This is a genomic window from Legionella sp. (genome assembly GCF_965140895.1).
GTDB lineage: Bacteria > Pseudomonadota > Gammaproteobacteria > Legionellales > Legionellaceae > Legionella.
Genome location: NZ_CBCSKT010000054.1, coordinates 25,109 through 48,614, shown reverse-complemented (window position 1 = coordinate 48,614; position 23,506 = coordinate 25,109). Strand labels below are relative to the sequence as shown.

The following is a 23,506-nucleotide window of genomic DNA, read 5'->3' as shown; positions in this document are numbered from 1 at the left end:
CTCTATTTCAGAAACATAATTATTTATGGTTTTAAAATACTGAAGTTAATCCGAAAATATACTCTATTGCTATAAATTGAATTAAATGATACTAACCTGCTCTCATAACAACTTTTTATAGATTTAAATATGCGTTTTAATATTATTGGAGCAGGTAATTTAGGGAAAACCATCGGCTATCTTTTCGCAAATAGTATACAAAACAAGTTACAAATCGAATCTATTTGCAATAGCTCCCTGATTAGCTCTGATTTGGCTGTTAAATTTATAGGATCGGGAAGCGCTTCAACATTTGATAGAATGTCGCCAGCTGAAATAACATTGATAAGTGTGCAAGATGATTCAATCGAAACTATCGCAGAGACAATAAGCGAAAAACATAGAATTGTACCAGGAAGTATTTACTTTCATTGTAGTGGTTCTCTAACTTCGGATGCATTAAAAAGTCTGAAAGCTAAAGGAGCATTCGTAGCCAGCATACACCCAATGAAAAGCTTTGCTAATCCAGAATTAAGTATAAAGAACTTTGATGGTACTTACTGTGCGATAGAAGGTGATAAGGAAGCTTTATCCATATTAGAACCGCTATTCAAAGATATTGGTGCATTTACTTATCAAATTGAAAAATCGAAAAAGTGTTTATACCATGCGGCTGGTGTTTTTGCATCTAACTATTTAGTAACTCTGTCTAAAAAGGCATTAGAATGTCTAACCGAATCCGGCGTGGAGAATGACATAGCTATGCATATTATTACGAATATTATGAAAGGTACTATATCAAATTTAGCAACAACACTGTCCCCTGAACAATCGCTGACAGGCCCAATAAAAAGAGGGGATATTAGCACCATTAAAAAACACATGTCCTCATTTTCTGACCCAGAAACTCAAGAAATTTATTCTCACTTAGGGAAAGAAACCTTGAAATTAACTAGCCATAATGAGAATGTAAAAAACTCCATATCGGAAGTTTTGGTAGTGTTTAAATAATATCTCTATGCCTACTTATTTGTTCTATACATTGAGATTGGTTTTCCATTTTGTTACCGATAGGTTTCTATGGATTTAATAACGACACCTAGTATTGAAAACTCTTCAAAATGTTTCATATCTCCAAATCCAGGGTTGATTGGCTTAAAATAGAAATCATTTCCATCTATAAAAACTTGTCTAAATACAGGTGTTGTATTTTGTTCCTCATTAAATTTACATAATACATAATCCCCATCCACAGGAGTTAAATCTGGATCTAATATGACGATAGAATTATTTTGAAATGCCGGAGCCAATACCTCACTAGTAGTATCAATCTAACATTATAAATAGTTTATAAAAAATGAACACACCATTGCCCGTAACCACCAATTAAATATAACAAAAAAAAATTCCTAAATTCAAGGATGACTTTATTTAACAGTATTGGTAGCATGACGCTATCGAAAGGGATCGCTTTTGCAAATGGAACTTGTCTATGCACAATATTGTTACTGTACTCCAAAACCGAGCACAAAAATCTCCTGCCCATAATGCACTTCTTTATTTAGAAGATGGCCAATATGAAACTCCATGGCTCTCATACGGCGAGCTAGACCAACGCGCCAGAGCAATTGCCGCCTATTTACAGGCCAAAAATAGAAGCGGAGATCGCGTTATTCTCTTCTTCCCTGCCGGCACCGCATTTACGGAAAGCCTGATTGGCTGTTGGTACGCAGGGGCCATAGCCGTTCCCGTGCCCTGTCCTAAAGTGGATGACTTGGACAAGCATCTGGCCTTGCTCCATAGCATTGCCGAGGATGCCGAAGCCACCATCGTCTTGACCACCGAAATCTATCGTCAAGCTCTGGAAACGGTGGTAAACAAAGAAGTCCTTGTCCTAACTAGCGATACCATAAACCTAAACACTGCCACCAATTATCAAACCACCGCCCTTACCGATGAAAGCATTGCCTATCTACAATACACCTCTGGTTCCACTTCAACGCCCAAAGCAGCAATCGTTACCCATGGCAATTTAAAACATAGCTTAAGCCAAACCATCAAAGCCTGGCATTACAACAAGAAGAGTGTCACCCTCAATTGGGCCCCACACACGCATGTCTATGGCCTGGTTTGCGGCTTACTAGTCCCCTTATATCACGGCAGCCCGGCAATTATCATGGCACCCGCAGCCTTTATTCAAAAGCCCATACTCTGGCTCAAGGCCATCAGTAAATACCGCGCCTCTCATGGTGGTGGACCTAATTTTAGTTATGATTTATGTGTCCGGGATATTAACGAGACCGAGCTTACCGAACTCGATTTAAAGTCGTGGAACATCGCGGTCAATGGCGGTGAAATTGTTCAGCAAAAAACACTAAGCGCCTTCGCCGCTAAATTCCACGCCTGTGGATTTGCTTTAACCCAGTTCGCATCGACCTACGGTATGTCTGAAGTGACTGGAGCGATTGCCACCACCTATGGACAAAGACCCGCTAATGAACAACAGCGACACGTAAGCAGCGGTAAATTATTAGCCGGCTTACATGCCATCACCGTAGATCCAGAAAACGGCCTTCCGGTTGCTGCCGGTGAAATAGGCGAAATCTGGTTATCTGGAAAATCCGTAGTCCCTGGCTATTGGCGCCGCCCGGAGGAAAGCAGTGCCGTATTTAATGCCCAAGTTCCCGGAGACCAACGCCATTATTTCAAAACCGGTGATTTAGGATTTATTAGTGCCAATAAACTGTATCTGACGGGCCGACTAAAAGAAGTGATGGTGATTTATGGGAAAAAATATTACCCCTTAGATTTTGAAATCACCATTGCCGAAACACTCAACCAATTTCAGTTAAATGTACCGCAAATCGTCTTCTCCACTAACATTGCCGGACAAGAAAAAATTATCGTGGTACAAGAACTGGATCCTAATAGCGATTCCGCATTGCGGCAAAGCATTCAAGATGCCATTCATCATAGTCTGATGCGCCACCATGGGGTTGATGTTCATGAAGTTATCTTAACGCCCATAGGAGCGATACCGCGAACCGGTAGTGGTAAATTACAACGCAGAAAATGCCAGCAGGCCTTTGAGGCACAAACCTTAACTAAACTTCATGCGGATAAATGTCCGCAAAACACCGTTGTGGTGAATAATGATGGCTTAAAAACACAATTTAACGCCTTAGTCGCCAAGGTGTTGCAGCTTGAGCCAAATCAAATCGACTTGCATATACCTATAAGCCGTTATGCATTTGATTCCATTAATATTATCCAGCTAGTATCACTGCTTAATAAGCACTACCGATTAAACCTGTCCCCCGCAGCCCTTTATGAATATGCAACTTTAGCTGCGTTTTATGCCGATGTTTTAGCAAACCAAGCGGAAGCAGCAGTATTCACTACCAGCCAACAGCATTCCGATGCCTGTACCGACATTGCCATTATTGGCATGAGTGGCGCCTTTCCCCAAGCGGCCGATGTAGATGCCTTATGGGATAATCTATACCAAGCTAAAGACTGCATTAGTGAGATACCGGCCTCACGCTGGGATTGGCGTAATCTCACCGTGCAATGGGGTGGCTTTATGGAACGCGTGGATCAATTTGATGCCAGCTTCTTTAACATCTCGCCACGTGAGGCCGAATTAATTGACCCACAACAACGGCTGTTTTTACAAACCGTATGGAAAACCATCGAGGACGCAGGCTATACCAGCAACGCCATTGCTGCCATAAAGACCGGCTTATTTGTCGGGGTCTTTAACCATGATTATGCAGAATTACTACAGCAAAATGAGGTCATGGATGCCTACCTGACTACCGGCACCATGAACAGCATGATTGCTAATCGCATTTCCTACTTTTTAAATTTGCGTGGCCCCAGTGAAGCCATTGATACCGCCTGCTCCAGTTCCCTGGTCGCTATTCATCAAGCGGTTAATGCCATTGTGCAAGGCGATTGTGAGCTAGCTATTGCGGGAGGGGTTAATACCCTGCTGACTCCAACCTCCTTCATTTCTGCCCATAAGGCGGGCATGCTCAGTGAGGATGGGCACTGCAAAACGTTCGACAAGCAAGCCAACGGCTATGTGCGAGGTGAAGGGGTCGGTGCTATTTTATTGAAAAAACTCACGAATGCTCTTGAAGATGGGGATCATATTTATGGGGTGATCAAAGGAACCGCCATTAATCACGGCGGCCATGCCAACAGTTTAACCGCGCCTAACCCCCATGCCCAAGCGGAAGTGATTGTCGCTGCCTGCCAACGTGCTCAAGTACCGGTTAACAGCATCAATTACATCGAAACCCATGGCACAGGAACGCCACTGGGTGATCCCATTGAAATCAATGGGTTAAAAAAGGCATTTCAACAACTGGCTAAAGAACAAAACCTTGCCGAACTACCCCATGGCTATTGTGGATTAGGATCGGTAAAAACGCATATAGGCCATTTGGAATCGGCAGCGGGAGTCACTGGCGTCATTAAAATTTTACTGTCCATGCATCACGAACTGGTGCCTGCCAACCTGCATTTGCAGGAATTAAACCCCTACATTGAAATTAAAGACAGTCCTTTCTACATTCTTGAGCAATCCATGCCTTGGCCCAAAACGCCCGAGCAAAGCCCAAGACGTGCAGGAGTCAGCTCTTTCGGTTTTGGCGGCGCAAATGCGCATGTGATTTTAGAAGAAAGTCCGCCCCGAAAAAATAGTGTTGCTGCCAAACCTGCGGCACCGTATTTGATTACCTTATCCGCCATGACCAGTGTTGCCTTACAACAACGCATGACCGATCTACTCAACTGGCTACAACGCCAGTCTGATTTACCCTGCATAGCGGCTTTAAGTTATACCTTAAATGCAGGCAGACAGCATTTCGACAAGCGTTTTGCCGTCATTGTGGAGCATGTTGTGGAACTCACCGAGCTACTGCAATTTATTCTCTCCGACACCGATGCGACCCATAATTTATCGGTAAGCAAACACCCCGCCCCCTTAGTAGCCCTGCGTGATGCATACTTGCAAGGAAAGTCCATTGATTGGCAGCAACTTTATGGTACTTATCAACAAAGGATTTCCCTGCCTAGTTATCCCTTTGCGCAAGAAAGCCATTGGTTTGAAAAAAAGAGCAAAGCACGCCCAGGCTTACATCCGCTCATTGATGAAAATATTTCTACCCTAAATGCACCTGCATTTAGCAAGCAATTTAACGGCAATGAATTTTACCTAAGCGAGCATCAAGTACATAATGAATCGGTATTACCAGGTGTTGTCTGTTTGGAAATGGCACGCGTTGCGGCAGACCTGCTCTTAATTAATCAGGGTGTAGTTACCAACTTAAGCCATATTTTCTGGAAAAAACCGATTAAAGCAGCGGATCTGACACAATCGCTACAAATCCATTTAACTCCGGAAATCGAGGGAATTTCCTTTGTGCTGAGCAATCCGGAAAAAACCCAGGAATATGTCAGTGGACAACTTCACTATCAGGCAGAAAAACCGCTGCCTCCGATTGCCTCATTTAACCTGCAACAACTGCTACTCACCTTGCCAAAACAACAAAGTACGGAAGAAATTTACCGCTACTTTAAACAGTCTGGTTTAGTCTATGGCCCTGAATTTCAAGTAATTCAATCACTGTATTATGATGAGGCTCATTTACTCGCTAAGTTATCACTGCCGAATGCCAAAACTGCCGAACTAGGCTTATACCCGAGTCTCTTCGATGGCATCTTCCACAGCACTCAAGCCTTACTGAAAAATCGCCATGCCTTATATCTGCCATTTGCCCTAGAGCAAATGGATATTTATGCCAATTTGCCAGAAACCTGTTATGTCTACGCAGAATTAGTCTCGGAGGCAGGCGAAGAGCAACTCCCAAGCTTTGATTTGCAAGTCACTGACCGTGATGGCACTTTATTATTGGTAATTACTGGCTTTACGCTCTGCGCCCTGGATACGCTAAAACCGGAAGCAACCTTAGGTTATTATCAACCCATATGGCAGGAGGCCCCTCTGGAGGACACAGCAACCACAACAGCGAAGTCCATCCTTATTTTGGGCAGTAATCCCGCGACCATAAAAGCCATTCAAGCGCAATTTACGCAGACACAAACCAGCAGCCAGTTTATTGAAAATAATCATGTAGTCAACATTAAAGGACAGACTGAGTCCATACCTGAATACATTCTATTGGCTCTCGAAGAACATGATGAGGCGAACTTACCCATCGCCATGATGATCCAAAAGCATTTAGCGCAAACCTACTATTTGCTGCACTCTTTAGTTACGGAAGTAATCAAATTAAAACCCGAACATCAGGTACAAATCCTGTGTATCAGCAAGGGAGGGGCTATTTTTGCACGCGCCTTAGCGGGCTTAGCCAAAAGTCTGCACTTGGAGCAGACCCATCTTGCTTGCCGTATCCTGGAGATGCATGATTTACAAATGCTTGCCCAGGAGTTGGGCCAAGATGCAATTCAAGTGCGCTATGATCAACAAAATCGCCGTTATATCAATACCTATGCCCCTTTGCCTGCACCAATTGAGGCAACAACGACAACACGCATAAAACAAGCAGGGGTTTATTTAATTACTGGCGGTATGGGGGGGCTGGGTTATTTGGTAGCGCAATATTTGGCCATTCACCATCAAGCAAAACTGGTGTTAAGTGGACGCTCTTCGCTAACAAATGCGCAATTAAAACAAATTGCCGCCTTAAAACAGCATGGTGCCTCCGTACTCTACGTACAGGCAGATATATCACACTCCGATGACACGCAAACACTGGTTCGCCAGACAAAACAGCATTTTGGTACCATTAATGGCATTATTCATGCCGCCGGCATAACTCAAGATGGCTTTATTAACCAAAAAACTACCGAAGAAATGGCTGCCGTTTTAGCTCCCAAAGTTCAAGGAGCTTGCTACTTACATGCGGCAACCAGCAAAGAGCCTTTGGACTTTTTTGCGGTATTTTCCTCAGTCGCCGCCATCTTTGGTAATGCAGGGCAAAATGACTATGCCTATGCAAATTGCTTCCTCGATGAATTTGCCCACGAACGCGAACAACAAAGAAGTCACGGCCATTGTTCTGGACTTACACTAAGCATCAATTGGCCCTTCTGGGAGGAAGGTGGGATGACTCTTGCCCCCGAATATCTGCAAGAATTAGAACGCAGCCTGGGAATCATCAACCTTAGCAAGGCGCACGGTTTAGCCGCCTTGGTGCATGCCTTAGAGCATGCCGATACCCAATGCATCGTATTACCTGGCAATCAAAGCCAATTAAGACAGGCCTTAGAACGTCATACCCGAATCGCCAAAACGACCATAAAGTCTACGGCCACTACAAGCTCGGAGCTGCAGGCGCAGACTGAAATTTTATTAAAAACATTAATTGCAGAAACCTTAAAATTAGCCCCAGCACAATTAGATAAAGACGTGGCTTTTGAACATTATGGGATTGATTCATTGATGATTATTCAATTGAATCAACGCTTAGAGCGGGAATTTAGCGCTTTACCAAAAACCTTATTCTTTGAGTGCCAAAACTTAGCCACTTTAACCGATTATTTTGTTAAGCATCATGCGCAACAATTGACACAGCGCCTTAATACGACAAGCCCCTTAACCATGGAGAGAACACCAAGTTCTTCTTTAGCAATCCCCACGAAACGCCTACAGCTCCCGAATAGCAAAAAAACGGCAAACCCGATTGCCAAAGATGATATTGCCATCATTGGCATTAGCGGCCGTTTCCCGCAAGCGCAGAACCTTGCAGAATTTTGGGACAATTTACAGACAGGGAAAGATTGCATTACGGAAATCCCCAGCGAACGCTGGGATTTATTGCGTTATTTTGCTGCCGATAAAGAAGTGCTGGGTAAAACATACAGTAAATGGGGGGGCTTTTTAAGCGATGTCGATAAATTCGACCCCTTATTCTTTAATATTTCGCCTCGCGAAGCAGCAATGATGGACCCACAAGAGCGGCTATTCTTAGAAACGGCCTGGAAAACCATCGAAGATGCCGGCTACGCGCGCGAACAATTGGCCGGGGGCAAAGTGGGCGTCTATGTAGGCGTCATGTATGGCGAATATCAATTATTTGCCACTGAAGATCAGGAAACACTACAATTTGCACCAACTAATTCTGTATTCGCCTCGATTGCCAATCGCGTCTCCTACTTCTTTGATTTTCATGGCCCCAGCATCGCCTTAGATACCATGTGTTCCTCATCACTCACCGCCATTCATTTAGCCTGTCAAAGCCTACGCGAAGGCGAGTGCCAATTAGCGCTGGCTGGTGGAGTGAACCTGTCCTTACATCCCAACAAATACTTATTATTAAGTCATGGGAAGTTTTTAGCCAGTGATGGACATTGTCGTAGTTTTGGTGAGGGCGGGGATGGTTATGTTCCGGGCGAAGCGGTGGGTGCCATTTTATTAAAACCATTATCTCTGGCCCTGCAAGATGGTGATAACATTTATGCGGTCATTAAAGGCAGCCAACTTAACCATGGCGGCAAGACCAATGGCTATACCGTACCTAATCCCAATGCACAGGCAGAGTTGATTGCGGCAACCTATCAGCAAGCGAATATTCAACCCTCAATGGTAAGCTATATAGAAGCCCATGGAACTGGAACCGCCTTAGGCGATCCCATTGAAATTGCCGGATTGAATAAGGTCTTTAAACACGATGAGCACAGCCAATATACCCTTGGCTCGGTAAAAGCAAACATAGGCCACTGCGAAGCGGCTGCAGGGATTGCCGCGCTGGCTAAAGTGGTACTGCAATTACAACATCAACGCCTGGTACCTTCAATTTTATCGGAAACCTTAAATAGTAATATTGACTGGTCGAACACCCCGTTTATGGTACAACAAAGCCTAAGTGAATGGCCTGCTCCGCCACAAGGCTCACGCATCGCCGGGATTAGCTCTTTTGGTGCCGGTGGTGCCAATGCGCATCTAATTCTTACTGAAGCGCCCAGCCAAGTGACATCCGCCTCCAAAGCAAAATCACACTATTTGTTGACGCTGTCGGCAAAAACAGAAGCAGCCTTAAAACAGCGTGCCACCGATCTCAAACACTGGTTGGAGCACCATCCAGCAACTAATCTGCAGCAGGTTAGCTATACCTTAAATGCCGGTAGAAGCCATTTTGACTGCCGCTGTGCTTTAGTGGCAAGCTCGATTGACGAAGTCATCCAATTGCTGCAACAACTGGATGCGCCAACTCTGCCTGCACATTTATTCATACAATGGCAGGGCAAAGCGACAACAGCGCAGGAAGTAATCGGCAACACCATAATTCCCATGCTCATGCAGCAATTGGCCTCCGGCCAACAGTATCAAGACAACTTACTCGCCTTAGCCAAATTTTACGTTGACGGCTGCGCGCTCGATTGGCAGCAAGTGCATGCGCATGAAGCACAACAAAAAATAGCCCTACCCACCTATCCTTTCGCTAAAGAACGTTATTGGTATAGCGATGCCGCACCATTAACCGTACAGGCAGAACCACAGGCAATCCTTTCTGCAGAAAGCTTAAGTGAGAAAGTACGCGTCTTTTTAATCCGCCAGGTATCACTGCTGTTAAACATCGCGCCCCAGCGCTTAGTAGTTGACAAAAGTCTGGGTGAATATGGCATGGATTCCGTACACTTTATTGAATTAGCCAAACGCATTTCCGAGCACTATAAGGCTGAATTTACCCCGGCAGTCTTTTACACCCACAGCAGCATTCTGGAAATTGGCCAATACATTATGGCGCAAGTTCCCGAGACAGCGATGCAAGCGCATCCAAACATTGTCGCCCCCTTAGCCTCTAAGACCCATACGCCAAAAGTGCACCACTTCAAGTCTGACGCGAATCATGATATCGCCATTATTGGTATTCATGGCATCTTCCCACAATCTGATGATTTAACCAGCTTTTGGCAGCACTTGCTCGCCGGTCATGACCTGGTTACGGAAGTGCCACAGGAGCGTTGGGATTGGCGTACTTACTATGGGGATAGCACCCAGCATCCGAATAAAAGCAATTCCAAATGGGGTGGTTTTATCAAGGATATGGATCAATTTGATGCCGCCTTCTTTAACCTTTCCGCCCGTGAAGCAAACCTGATGGACCCCCAACATCGCCTCTTTTTAGAAAGCGTGTGGAAAAGCATCGAAGATGCAGGCTACAACCCACTAGAGCTAGGCTCAGCGAAAGTTGGCGTTTTTGCTGGGGTTGAGTTTAGCGAATATCAAACTCTAATTGCCACACAACAAAAAGACTTCCACGGCTTTATTGCCACCGGAAATTCGCACAGCATGTTGGCTAATCGGGTTTCCTACTTCTTTAATTTCCAAGGTCCTAGTGAGGCGGTGGATACGGCTTGCTCGAGTTCGCTTGTAGCCATTCACCGTGCTGTGCAAGCCATCCGTTATGGGGAGTGCGAGATCGCGATTGCCGGGGGAGTGAGTCTAATGCTCAACCCCGATACCTTGGTGGTAACCAGCCAGTTAGGGGCGCTTTCTGCTGATGGCCGTTGCAAAACCTTCGATAAATCAGCCAATGGCTATGTCAAAGGCGAAGGAGTTGGTAGTATTTTACTGAAACCCTTAACCCAAGCACAGCGCGATGGGGATCATATTTATGCGGTAATCAAGGCTTCGGCAGTAAATCATGGCGGCAAAGCGCAATCGCTGACAGCACCCAATGCTAAGGCCCAAAGTGAATTACTGATTAATGCCTACACCCAGGCGAATATTAGTCCCGAAACCATCAGCTATATTGAAACCCATGGCACCGGTACGGCCTTGGGCGATCCGGCGGAGATTGAAGGACTCAAACGAGCATTCGCAAGCTTGCTCGGCACACAAACTAAAGCAGGCAGCATTGGTCTAGGCTCGGTGAAAACAAACATTGGCCATTTGGAACCTGCCTCAGGAATTGCGGGCTTAATGAAATTAATTCTGGCAATGACTCATGAACAATTACCCGGTCTCTTACATTTACAGGAATTAAATCCTTTTATTAATTTAGCAGATAGTCCATTCTATATTGCCCAAAAAACACAGCGCTGGTCACGCAGCCAAAACGCTGCGGGTCAGGAAATACCGCTGCGCGCGGGAATTAGCTCTTTTGGTTTTGGTGGCACCAATGCCCATGTGGTGTTGGAAGAAGGCCGTCCGCACCAACTGCCTATAGAGCTACAGCAAGCAAAACCTTATTACTTGCTGAGCCTCTCAGCAAAACAAGCATCAAGCTTACAGCACAAAATCAACGCATTAAAACACTGGCTGGAACGACAGCAAAACCCAGTATCCCTAAGTTCATTAAGCTTTACTCTCAATCTGGGTCGAGCGCATTTCTTGCATCGTTGTGCCTTAGTCGTGGCTTCTGTGGACGAGTTATTAGCCGCTCTAAACAGCTTATGCAACGAGGAAATTCCCGAGTTTTGTCTGTTAAATGAAGGACAAACCTACTCCATGCAAGGCCCGGTCTTGCATGAAGTTTATCAAGCCACCCTCAATGCCTTACAGCAGGCAGAAGATGCAAGCCAGTATCGTCATAAGTTATTTATTTTAGCGGACTTATATACCAAACATTACCCCATTGATTGGTCCATACTCTATACCGAAGAGCCAAAACAACGTATTGCCTCCTTACCCGCATATCCTTTTGTGAAACAGCGCTATTGGTATGATTTGGAATTGCAGCCGGCAACCACGACCTGCCAAACCGTGCCTTTGACGGTAACGAACTTAGCCGCGAGCGATGTAACCGGTTGGGCAGAGAACTACTTAAGTCAACTATTTGCCGAAAAACTACGTACCAATCCCGAGCTCATCGACATCAATGAAACCTATGAAGTTTATGGCGTTGATTCACTTATTGGTTTGGAAATTACCAACCGCTTGGAAAAAGACTTTGGCAGCCTGCCCAAAACGTTGTTGTATGAGCGCAATCGCCTTAAAGATTTGGCGAATTATTTTGTAAAGAAACACCACAAACAGTTAATTGCCTTGGGAGCCAAAGAAAGCTTAGCTGTTAATTTAGAAATTCCCACCGCCTCCATTGTTGAAGAAACGATAAGCGCACCGCAAACACCAACAACGAGTTCCCGCGACATTGCCATCATTGGCTTAAGCGGTACCTTCCCCATGGCCAACACCATGGATGAGTTTTGGCAGAATTTAAGTTCAGGACGCGATTGCGTGGGCGAAGTACCTAGCGATCGTTGGGATTATAAACAATATCCAGTACTGATTGGCGGTAAAGAACAATACCTTTCCCATGGCGGATTTATCCCCGATGTGGATAAATTTGATCCCTTATTCTTTAATATTTCCCCTCGTGATGCTGGATTAATGGATCCGCAAGAACGTTTATTCATGCAGTCGGTTTGGTCCACCTTAGAGGATGCCGGTTATACCCGGGAAAAATTAAAGCACCGTACCAACAACGCGGTGGGTGTCTTTGCTGGGGTTACCTACAATTTCTATCCTTTATTTATTGCCGAAGAATGGCAAAAGGGCAATCAGGTTCCCTTAGATATTCAATCCTTCTCGATTGCCAATCGTATTTCCTACTTCCTGGACATCAATGGCCCAAGCTTTGTAGTGGATACGGCCTGCTCCTCGTCACTTACAGCCATTCATTTAGCCTGTGAAAGCATTCTCCGCGGTGAATGTGCGATGGCCATTGCCGGTGGGGTCAATCTATCCTTACATCCCAGCAAATATCATTTCCTGGGCAGCTTCAATTTTATGTCCGAACAGGGACGTTGTACCAGCTTTGCCGAAGGCGGCACCGGCTATGTGCCTTCAGAAGGGGTAGGCTCCGTCTTACTCAAACCGTTAGATGCAGCCCTTGCTGATAATGATACGATTTATGGCATCATTAAAGGCAGCAGCATGAATCATGGTGGCAAAACCAGTGGCTATACGGTGCCCAATCCCAATGCCCAGGCAGCAGTGATTCTACACGCTCTCAAGACAGCCAAGATTAACCCGCGTACCATCTCTTACATTGAAGCACATGGAACAGGCACCTCCTTGGGCGACCCAATCGAGATTCGTGGCTTACAAGATGCTTTTGAAACCTTTAGCCAAGACACACAATATTGCGCTATTGGTTCGGTTAAATCGAATATTGGCCACTTGGAGTCTGCTGCAGGAATTTCCCAATTAGCGAAAGTATTACTGCAAATGCGCCATCAACAACTAGCGCCCAGTCTGCATGCAGAGCAATTAAATCCCTTTATCGATTTCCAAAACTCCCCCTTCTACGTCCAACGTGAGCTTAAAGACTGGATACCAGAAAATAATATGCCCCGTCGTGCCGGACTAAGCTCCTTTGGTGCAGGTGGAGCCAATGTGCATATGATTGTTGAAGAATACCAAGCACAAAGCCCGCCAACATCGACCAATGCCGCCCCCTATCTCTTCGTACTCTCGGCATTGAATGAAGATCGACTCGGCGCTCGTGTACAACAAATGCAGCAGTATTTGCAAAATAATCCACATACCGATACACCCGGATGGCTGCAAAATGCCTGTTACACCTTACAAGTAGGCCGTGAGGCAATGAGTGCTCGGCTCGCTATTATTGCCACAAGCAAAATGGAGTTGCTCACCATCCTGGCCCGTTATCCGCAAACAGCGCCTAATATGTGGCTCAATCTGCAAGCTGCCAATAGCCTGCCCCCTGCCAACCTAGCGGCTTTAATTCAAGGAGCACACCATGCGGAATTAGCCCAACATTGGGTTGCGGGGGTTAAAATCGATTGGCAACAGCTGCATGCGCAAGAATCTCGACAAATTGTTTCGTTGCCAACCTATCCCTTTACCAAGCGTCGTTGCTGGATTCCTACTCGTGAGATTGAGACACCAGCGGTGACCCCCGCAGCAGCACCAGTAATTGCAGCAGTTCCATCGCTAGATGCGCAAGAGTGGCTCTACGCCACCCGTTGGCAAAAAAATCCCCTTGCGACAACGAAGGACCACGTGATTCCTGCTGGAAAATGGTTGATCTTTAGCGATCAGGAGTTAGGCTTGCTCTTGCAAGAAGAACTAGGGACTACCGCCTGTATTTATTGTTTTTCCGGTGCACAATATAGCAAACACAACGAACAAGTGTATTACATTGACCCGGAGCAAAAAGCAGATTACGAACGCCTGTTTACCGCCATTCATCAAGAACATGCCCAGCAATTACAAGGAGTTATTTATTTAAATAGTCACGCCTCAGCCGATCCGACTTTGGCCTTATTCTATTTATTTAAAGCGATGATTCAGCACTCTTGGTCAACACCATTACGGTTCGCTCTGGTCTCTCAAGAAGCGCAACAGGTAAGTGGCTCCGACTGTGTCAATATGTGGCAACATCCGCTCTGGTCCATGACCCGCATTTTTGCCGCCGAACAAGCAAATTATCAGGTACTCCTCTTAGACCTGGATGCCAAAGCCAGCCTGCGCCAAAATGCGCAGAATCTGGTTAAGGAGCTTGGGGTATTACAGGCCAATCACAACCATATTGCCTATCGCGAGCAAGAACGTTATAGCATTCGCTTTAGCAACGAATCATTGCCTGCTGACTTGCCCGCATGGACGCCACCCGTCGCGGCCTTAATTACCGGTGGTTTGGGAGCTCTCGGCTATGAAGTAGCTGAATATGTGGTAGCGCAAGGAACCCGCTTTGTCTTGCTGACAGGGGCTACCGAACTATCAACGCAAACTAGCGAAAAGAACACCTTACTGCAGCAATTGGCAGCCAAGGGAATTCAGGTTAAATATGCTGCCGTCGATGTCGCTGATCAAGAAAAAATGCGCCAGCTTATCCAGGAAACGGAAAAAGCCTGGCAACAGCAAATTGATGGCGTGTTTCATTTAGCCGGGGTCACTACAGATAATGTACCGATTGCGGATATGGAAGAAAACCTGTGGCGTGAAGTACTCAAGGTTAAGGTTCAAGGTTCCCTGGTGTTGCATGAACTATTCAGGCAGACCCCCTTATCCAGCTTTGTGTTATTTTCATCCATTGCGGCCGTACCGCATTTTGGAATGGCCGGGCTTAGTGCCTACGCTGTTGCCAATGAGTTTCTCAATGGCCTGGCGCTCTACCGCCGCAGCCAGCAATTACCCGCCTTAAGTATTAACTGGGTCGCCTGGTCCGAAAAGGGCATGAGCCATCGTCATAACCATGATGCCTTTTTAGATGCTGTAGGCATGGCTTCCTTAAGTATTAAAGATGGCATCAGTCTTTTGGATACGCTATTGCGTAGCAATCCCGCGGAAGTCACCGTTTGTAAAATGCAGTGGAAGAAATTTTTCCAAGTGAATGCGACCGCGAAGCAATTGGACTTTTTTGCTGATTTTGCCGCTAAATATGCGCCAAATAATCAAAGTGCGGTGGTCTCGGATCTCAGTCCAGAACAAAGCACGGTCTTGGCTCTGCAACTCTTTGCCAACGTTTTAGGCCTGGAGCCGAATGAAATCGATGCCGAAACACCTTTTGAGCAGTATGGCATGGATTCCATTACCGGCATTAGTTACACCGAACAATTAGGCGCTCATTTCCCGGATGTAGTCTCACCGATGGATTTATATCGCTACCCCACCCTGAAGCAATTAACCGAGTACATCATGCAAAGAGTACAGATTAATGTTCCACGAACACCGCCCCCGATTTTGGCAGATGAAGAAGAGTTAAATCTCGATCATTTGGATTATGACCAATTGAATGAACTGCTTGAAGCAGAATTAAAAGAGCTGGAGTTGGCTTATGACTGATACGACAACCTTAAAAAATGCCTTGCTGATGATCAAAAAGCTGAGAAAGAAGCTGCAACAACAGCAGGAAAAGTTATTTGATCCGATTGCCATCATTGGCATGAGTTGCCGCCTGCCGCAAGCGCAGAATCTTCATGAGTTTTGGGATTTATTAAACCAAGGCAAAAACATTATTACTCCCATCCCTGATGAGCGTTGGGAATTACTCAAAGAAACCCAGGAAAAAGCACAACGTAATCCCAACTTAGCCTATTGGGGTGGTTATTTAGCGGATATCGATGCCTTTGATGCCTATTTTTTTGGCATTAGTCCCCGCGAAGCCTTGCGCATGGACCCACAACAACGCCTGCTCTTGGAAGTCGCCTATGAATCGCTGGAAGATGCCGGCTTAACGCTGGATAGCCTAAGCGGCTCCAATACCGGGGTTTTTTCCAGTTTATATGCCAGCCAGTTTAGCCATTTACAACAGCTCGACTCCGATATGGATGCCCTACTGATTCCCACCGGCAGTGCCATCAGCATGGGGGCTAATCGGCTGTCCTATATTTTAGATTTACATGGGCCGAGTATGGTACTAGATACGGCCTGCTCTTCATCCCTTATTGCCGTACAATTAGCCTGCTTAAACCTGCAAGCCAACGTCTGTGAGCAAGCCTTGGTAAGTGCCGTTAATATTAATCTGCTACCCTCGATTCATGCGATATTAGCTAAAGCAACCATGCTGTCCCCTACAGGCCAATGCCACACCTTTGATGCGCAAGCTGATGGCTATGTGCAAGGAGAAGGAGCAGGTGCGATTGTGTTAAAACCCCTGTCTCGCGCCTTGCAGGATAAAGATAAAATCTATGCTGTCATTAGCGGCAGCGCCGTGAACCAAGATGGCAAAACCAACGGCCTTACCGCGCCCAATGGCTTACAGCAAGAACAATTACTACGCGATGCTTATCGCAATGCACAAACGGATCCCTCCCATATTTCCTATATCGAATGCCACGGCACCGGTACCTTTCTTGGCGACCCAATCGAGGTGCAAGCCTTAGGTGAAGTCATCGGTAAAAGCCATGAAGAACAAAAACCATGCTGGATTAGTTCGGTGAAAACCAATGTGGGGCATTTAGAGCCGGCAGCCGGGATCATTAGTATGATCAAAACAGCCTTAATCTTAAAAAATGGGGTCATCCCACCGCATCTCAATTTTCAGCAAGCAAACCCGCATATTCCCTTAGCCAAATACCATTTATCCATTCCCCAAAAACCGGAACCATTGCCACGCTATGGGGAAGTTGCGGTTGCCGGAGTGAGCGGCTTTGGTTTTGGCGGGGCTAATGCCCATATCGTGTTGCACGAATTGTCGTTAAGTGAGCAATTTGTACCAGCTCCCGAAATCAGCGGCCATAATGAATTATTTACCCTCTCGGCAAAAGATACCACTGCTTTAAATGATTTAATTAGCTTATGGCAAGCCTACTTAAAAAATAATGTCGGCATCAACTTAAGCCAGCTTTGTTATAACTTACATTTACGCCGCAGCCACTATCCATTGCGACTGGCCATTATTAGTAATTCCATTACCGATTTATCGCAAAAACTTAGCATTTTAGGTGCTAACCCTCAGCAAACCATTGAAGGGGTATTTATTAATCTGGAGGCGAAAAGAAATAATCATGCAGCCAAAATCAGTGAATTTTCAGATTTAACCACTTTGGCAACTAGTTATGTGCATCAGGCAAACATCGATTGGAAAAAATATGAGGAACAGCGTTCTTATGCAGCAATAGATTTGCCTTTATATCCTTGGCAGCATAAAAAATATTGGCCTCGCCTAGGACAGGCTAGCAAACAAGAAGCCGTAATAAGTTATCCCTTACGTGGCAAAATGATCAACTCTCCTTTATCAACGCATCAATTTGAATTTGTCTTTGATCATCAAGCCATGCCCGAAATCCAAGACTCATTTTATGTCTTACATGCGGGCTATTATGTAGAAATGCTAGCCTATGCGGCCCTGCAACTTGCTCCGCAAGCACAATTGAACATTAAGGAGATGAGTTTCTCATCGCCTCTATTAGTGCTCGCCGGGAAAACCGTATGGGTTCAACTTATTATTGAATCAACCAGCAATAACCAACCTCTAGCCTTTAGTTTTTATAGTAGCGACAGCCAAAAGAATTGGATAAAACATGCGATTGGCACTCTGAGCCTACCGCCACAATCGTCAGTACAGACACTAAGAGATCAAGAGTTACCTCATCAGTACCACGGTACTGATGAGTCCTTTTACCAACGCATTACCAACATGGGCATGCCAGCGGGCGACAGTATTCGTTGGACCGAGCAGTTCTGGACCAAGGACATGAAATTGCTGAGTGAATTACGTGCCGCCAAAACTGCGGAGCGCAGTGAGCAATTTATGCTGCAGATGCATCCTGGAATTATTGACGCCTGTATTCAAACGCTCTTTTTGCTCTTACCGCCACAACTGATGAAGCCATATATTGCATCACAGATAGGGCAAATTGAAGTTCATCGTCATGCACAACCAAAGTATATTTATACCGTCTTAAAAGAATTACACCCTGAGGGTAAAACCATTATTGGTGACTGGTATTTATTGGATGCGCAGTATCAAGTGCTGATGAAATGTACCGATTTAGGTATGACCCAGCTAAACGACACCATGCATATTGATAAAATGATGCAAATTCAGACGCAATTCCAATGGGATGCATCCTTACCCTATGCGCAATGCAAAACACAACTTATCCAGTATCTAACTGAACAATTCGCCATTATTTTCGCGATGCCAATTCCTGATGTAAATGTACAACACTCCTTACATGATTTAGGTATGGATTCATTGATGGCTTTAGCCGTAATTCGAATTATTGACGCAAACTTAGGCCTTAATTATTCACTTCCCTTCATCATGCAAGGCCCCTCTATTCAAGAAATAGCCGAACAAATATTGCAGGATAAAGGCATCAAACCACAAGCGGCCCCAGCAGCAACTAAGAACAATAACCGATGGATAGCCAGTCGCCAAATAAAACCGAAAGCGAAACTACGCCTATTTTGCTTTCCTTATGGGGGCGGAGGCGCTTCTATTTATCGCGAATGGCAACAAGAATTCCCTGATTTTATTGAGGTTTGTCCAATCCAATTGCCGGGGCGGGAAAATCGCATGGAAGAGCCGCCCATCACCAATATTGCTACGCTGATTCCTTTACTGGCCACCCAATTACACCCTTATTTTGATTTGCCTTTTGCCTTTTTTGGCCATAGCTTTGGTTCACTCATTGGCTTTGAGCTCACCCGCTATTTACGGCGTCATCAACTAGCCCAACCGGTACATCTTTTTGCATCAGCCTACCCTGATCCGCGCCAGCCCTCCACAAGCCTGGATAATCTGCTGCATACCTTAAAGCAAATGCAGGTGAATTTATTTGATTTAGACCAAGAGCGCTTAGGACAATTAGACGAACAACAATTAAGTACTTTAGCGAGGGTATTTAAAGATAATGGCATCGTTGATTACAGTGATGAGCGCATGAATAAGAGCATTATTCAAGTTTTACTGCCCATTTTTGTCGGCGATATGCGTATAGTAAAGAGCTATACTTATACTCCTGAACCGCCATTGCAGTTAGCCACTACGGTATTTTTAGGGCTGCAGGACGGCTGGGTAAGCCCGGAAGACCATCAAGGCTGGAGCACGCACTCCCTGCCAGGTTGTGAATTTAAGTCGTTTAATAGTGGACATTTGTTCATTAGAGAAAAAGAAATAAAAACGCAGGTTATACACAAAATTACTGAAGCACTATGTCATTTTAATGAAGTAGCATATGAACCAGGAACTGTTTAGCAGCGCCTATAAATAATAAAGAAAAATTATAACGAAAATGATCAGCAAAAAATTCAGTACTATTCCCTGTTTTAATATCTCACCTTACGCACCAGTTATTGATTAATTTTCGTAACCCACCTGGCACACAAGAGCTTGTCTCCACCGCTGCAGGCTCTTGTTTATGACTACGCCAAAAATCATTGCAGGATTTGCGTTGCCTGGATTATCTTATCAGCTTGCTCTTAAAACTCCCCCTACCTCCATCCACGAAAGAGCTATAGTCCCTTTTGACGCTTCATTTACCCAGCAAATAGGCGATTTAGCAACACGAAAGCCAGCCCCCTAATAATGCTCGAGAAACTTTTTAAAGGCGGCTATAATCTAACTTGTACACAATCTGTGAGCCAGGCAATGGATAGGCATGATAACAAGCAAAGAAAACAAAATTTTCTTTGGAAAATAAGGCCAATTAAGTTAAACAAACTCATGTTAAATAGTTTATTTATTATCGCCTTATTAATTCTAGTGATGATTAGCGGTAAATCTTATTGGCAACTCAAGTCATTAACTAAAGCCAATCACAGGGTTATTCACACTTATAAAATAATTGAACAAGTGGATAGCGCCTTATATACCTTAACCGCGATGGAATCAGCCCAACGAGCTTATCTAATTACCGAGAACCGCAATTTTTTAAAGGACGCAAAGACATTCAAACCAATCCTAAATGACCATTTAAATAACCTCAAAGCGCTTACCAACAATTATGTAGAACAACATGAGCGAGTACTACAATTTATCAAACTAGCTGAAGAGCGGGTTGCGCTGCTTGCGCAATTAGCTGAACTGAAAAATAAAAAACAATTTAATACCCCTGATGACCTGGCAAATTTTTATGAAAATAATGAAGTGTCTGAGCAAGTTAAAAGCCAAAGCGGGGAAATCAAAGCAATAGAAGAAGTATTACTTAAAGCGAGAAATGACGCCTTAATGCGAGGCGTTTATGCCAGTGAACTCTTTATCATATTTGGTAGCCTTTTAAGTATGATTCTACTAATCGTACCCTTCGTACTGGCTAACTTTGAATTAATTAACCGTAAAATCATCGAATATAAAAACCGTGATGTACAAAATTACTTAAAACAAATTCTTGAAAGCACTAGTGATGGCATTGCCGCTGTAGATGAAGACCATCAAATACAAATTTTTAATGAACTGTATCAAACTCAATTCAAAAAAATATTTGATTGCTCTCTAACCCAAGGTATGACATTCGAAAAGGCTTTTGCCACTGCTCCCGACAATAAACACAACCTGACCGAAATCTGGCTTAACTCACTACGTTACGATAAAGAAATTACCGTTCTTGAGATTGAGTACGAAGGGAAAAAAAATATTTTTGAGTTAAGCGCCAGCCCTATTATCAATGAACGCAATGAAATCAATGGATTGGTACACAATATTAGCGACATTACCAATCGCGTACGCGAACATACCGAACTTGAAGAGTCTTATAAAAAACTAACCGCCAGCATCAAAGAATTAGAAATAAAAAATGAACAAATAACACTAATGATTGATATGAGCGATATTATGCTTGCTACCAATTCGTTAGAAGAATTAAGCAGTATTATGGGCAAGTATGCCCAACAACTACTCACGTTTTGCAGTGGCTATCTTTATGTCATGCATCCCTCCAAAAACCACTTGGAAATGGTGGGGCGTTGGGGAACCCCTACCATTCAGGAATCTATTTTTAACCCAGAACAATGCTGGGCAATCAGGCTTGGCCGCCCTCATAAAATTGTTCAATCACATCATGAGTTAGTTTGCGATCACTTCCATTTTGAAGAGGACGTGATGAATACCATCATGTGCGTCCCCTTGATGGCACAAAACGACATTTATGGTCTGCTCTATATGGAAATTGCGAACGAGTCATTCACATTAAACCATGATCAACAGCTGCTTATCACAGCCTTTGCCGAGTTAACCGCATTAGCACTGGCCAATGTGCGCCTACGAGATAACCTCCGTCATCAATCCATACGCGATCCATTAACCGGCTTATTTAACCGCCGTTTTCTAGAGGATGGGCTATTCAAACAAAAACTCCGCGCCAAAAGCGAAAAAAGCTCGTTTGCCATCTTGATGCTTGACCTGGATCACTTTAAAAAAATTAATGATACCTTTGGCCATGATGCCGGAGACATGACGTTAAAAGAGATTGGCTCCCTATTAGAACAAGCTACGCAAGCCGGCGATTTGGCTTCCCGATATGGTGGAGAAGAGTTCGTTCTCATTCTTAATGATATCGATATAAAAAACGCCCTAACAAAAGCAGAACAAATACGACTTGCGGTAACGAAAATACACCTCAAATACGGTGCTCAACCCATTGGCCCCATAAGCATTTCTATTGGCATCGCCATATATCCAACCGACAGTGAGGATACAGACAAGCTTATCGAATTAGCAGATAAAGCTTTATATGCGGCTAAGAAGAAAGGTCGTAATACCGTGGTTGCCTTTTCTGGGGTGAAAGAGCAGAACCTTTAAGCAATACTCCAATTAACCTGACCACCGATCACGGTTGTTTGAGTGTTTGTATGTCCTTTAAGTGCCGTCAATTGAGAAGCATAATTAATCGGCATTTGCTTAAAGAAGGAATGCCCCACACCAAAATCGAAACCTATCATTTCTGCCGCTTGGAAATGCGTGCCAATGGCCGCAACCGTAGCACTACCAATAGGATCGGCAACCCCGCGATCTTGGTTGTTGGAAGGCGTATTCATAAATTGCAGCCCACCGCGCAATAACCATTTATTCGTCGCCTTAAAAGTCGCCCCAACCGAATAATCAAAACAATTATGGTAATTAAACGGAATGGTCACCGACATAGGCACCCCAAATGGAGTCTGCGTATGTTTCATAGTAATTTTATTGAACGTTTTCCAGTTGGTGTAAAATGCGGTAAACATTCCGCTCCAGCGAGCGGTGAAATCATGTTGTAGACTTAACTGAGCGCGCGCAGGAAGTGCGGCATCGGTTTTTTGTGCTGAAGTGCGAAATAGTGCGGGACCATTATTAGGAGCATAAACCGTGCTATGTCCAGTCGTGTGAATAGAAATCAGGGAATTATAACTGAAGCCAATACGCGTTTGTTCGGTCACATCAAACAACGCGCCGGCATTCCAGCCATAGCCCCAACCCGTTAAATGGTTTTTTAAGGTGGAATCCCCCATAAACGAAAGTGGTGGGCCATATTTATTATTTAAGGTAAAGGCTAAACGTAACGCATCAAAGCCTGCACCCACCGAAAAACGCTCGTTAATTTTAACCGCCACGCTTGGCCCCATATCCATACCCACCACCTGTGAACGCGTTGCGGCATAGCGAGTGATGACATCCGGTGTAGAGCCATAATTCGTGCCTAAGCCAAATGGGGTCGTAAAATGCACACCCGCACTCACACGATTGCTCAGTGGGGCTGTGTAATAAAAGGAAGGCATGAAGGCATTTATCCCACTGTGCGCAACACCAGACTGCACGAGAGGGGCTGGAAATGGAAAGCCAGGAGTACGTGCCGTACCGGTAAAATTAGCCGTTCCGGTAATCCCCAATGCATTAACAACGACCTGTTGATGCGACAATTTCACCATCCCAGCCGGATTGGTGTATGCCGTACTGGCATCATCCGCCGCAGTAGCCCAATCTGCATAAGCCACACCTAAGCCTGCTGAATTAACAAAAGGTAAGCTAAAGTCAGATGCCATAACCTGGGGAGCACAGCACAACGAAGCAATAGCTAGGGATAAATGAGATAATTGTCGCACGTTAACGTCCTTTTAAACTGATCTGAATCATTATATCTAATGTTATGGTTATGGGCC

Annotated in this window: 7 protein-coding genes; 5 read left to right on the top strand and 2 right to left on the bottom strand. The window is 44.7% G+C overall.

Translation table 11 applies throughout. The features are described 5' to 3' along the window. Positions 1–129: 129 nt before the first annotated feature. A complete protein-coding gene (locus ACQY7T_RS06890) occupies positions 130–990 on the top strand; it encodes a Rossmann-like and DUF2520 domain-containing protein (RefSeq protein ID WP_428412217.1) in 861 nt (286 codons plus the stop codon). Between the two features lie 53 nt (positions 991–1,043). On the opposite strand, the gene ACQY7T_RS06885 is transcribed toward ACQY7T_RS06890, so the two are convergent. Beyond that, the gene (locus ACQY7T_RS06885) at positions 1,044–1,289 is read right to left on the bottom strand and encodes a LexA family protein (protein WP_428412216.1); all 246 of its coding nucleotides are present in this window, start codon (positions 1,287–1,289) and stop codon (positions 1,044–1,046) included. 182 nt (positions 1,290–1,471) lie between these two features. Here ACQY7T_RS06885 and ACQY7T_RS06880 point away from each other — a divergent pair, with 182 nt between their 5' ends. The 4 genes from ACQY7T_RS06880 to ACQY7T_RS06865 all read left to right on the top strand — a co-directional run bounded on the left by ACQY7T_RS06880 (position 1,472) and on the right by ACQY7T_RS06865 (position 22,172). After that, positions 1,472–15,769, top strand: a complete 14,298-nt coding sequence (locus ACQY7T_RS06880; protein ID WP_428412215.1) for an SDR family NAD(P)-dependent oxidoreductase — start codon at positions 1,472–1,474, stop codon at positions 15,767–15,769. Continuing rightward, positions 15,762–19,631 carry a beta-ketoacyl synthase N-terminal-like domain-containing protein gene (locus tag ACQY7T_RS06875; protein WP_428412214.1) on the top strand — a complete coding sequence of 1,290 codons (3,870 nt, stop codon included), beginning with the start codon at positions 15,762–15,764 and terminating at the stop codon, positions 19,629–19,631. The genes ACQY7T_RS06880 and ACQY7T_RS06875 overlap by 8 nt, the downstream gene beginning before the upstream one ends. 163 nt (positions 19,632–19,794) lie before the next feature. Further along, positions 19,795–19,959 (top strand): hypothetical protein, encoded by a 165-nt coding sequence (locus tag ACQY7T_RS06870; protein WP_428412213.1) that lies wholly within the window; start codon positions 19,795–19,797, stop codon positions 19,957–19,959. A 65-nt stretch (positions 19,960–20,024) separates the two neighbouring features. Then, positions 20,025–22,172 (top strand): diguanylate cyclase, encoded by a 2,148-nt coding sequence (locus tag ACQY7T_RS06865; protein WP_428412212.1) that lies wholly within the window; start codon positions 20,025–20,027, stop codon positions 22,170–22,172. On the opposite strand, the gene ACQY7T_RS06860 is transcribed toward ACQY7T_RS06865, so the two are convergent. Beyond that, positions 22,169–23,449 carry an OmpP1/FadL family transporter gene (locus ACQY7T_RS06860; RefSeq protein WP_428412211.1) on the bottom strand — a complete coding sequence of 427 codons (1,281 nt, stop codon included), beginning with the start codon at positions 23,447–23,449 and terminating at the stop codon, positions 22,169–22,171. The two genes, ACQY7T_RS06865 and ACQY7T_RS06860, sit on opposite strands and share 4 nt — an antisense overlap. Positions 23,450–23,506: the final 57 nt, after the last annotated feature.

Excerpts from the sequence above, each read along its gene's own strand:
- ACQY7T_RS06890 (WP_428412217.1), top strand. The coding sequence starts at position 130 with ATGCGTTTTAATATTATTGGAGCAGGTAATTTAGGGAAAACCATCGGC.
- ACQY7T_RS06880 (WP_428412215.1), top strand. The coding sequence starts at position 1,472 with ATGCACAATATTGTTACTGTACTCCAAAACCGAGCACAAAAATCTCCT.
- ACQY7T_RS06875 (WP_428412214.1), top strand. The coding sequence starts at position 15,762 with ATGACTGATACGACAACCTTAAAAAATGCCTTGCTGATGATCAAAAAG.
- ACQY7T_RS06870 (WP_428412213.1), top strand. The coding sequence starts at position 19,795 with ATGACTACGCCAAAAATCATTGCAGGATTTGCGTTGCCTGGATTATCT.
- ACQY7T_RS06865 (WP_428412212.1), top strand. The coding sequence starts at position 20,025 with ATGGATAGGCATGATAACAAGCAAAGAAAACAAAATTTTCTTTGGAAA.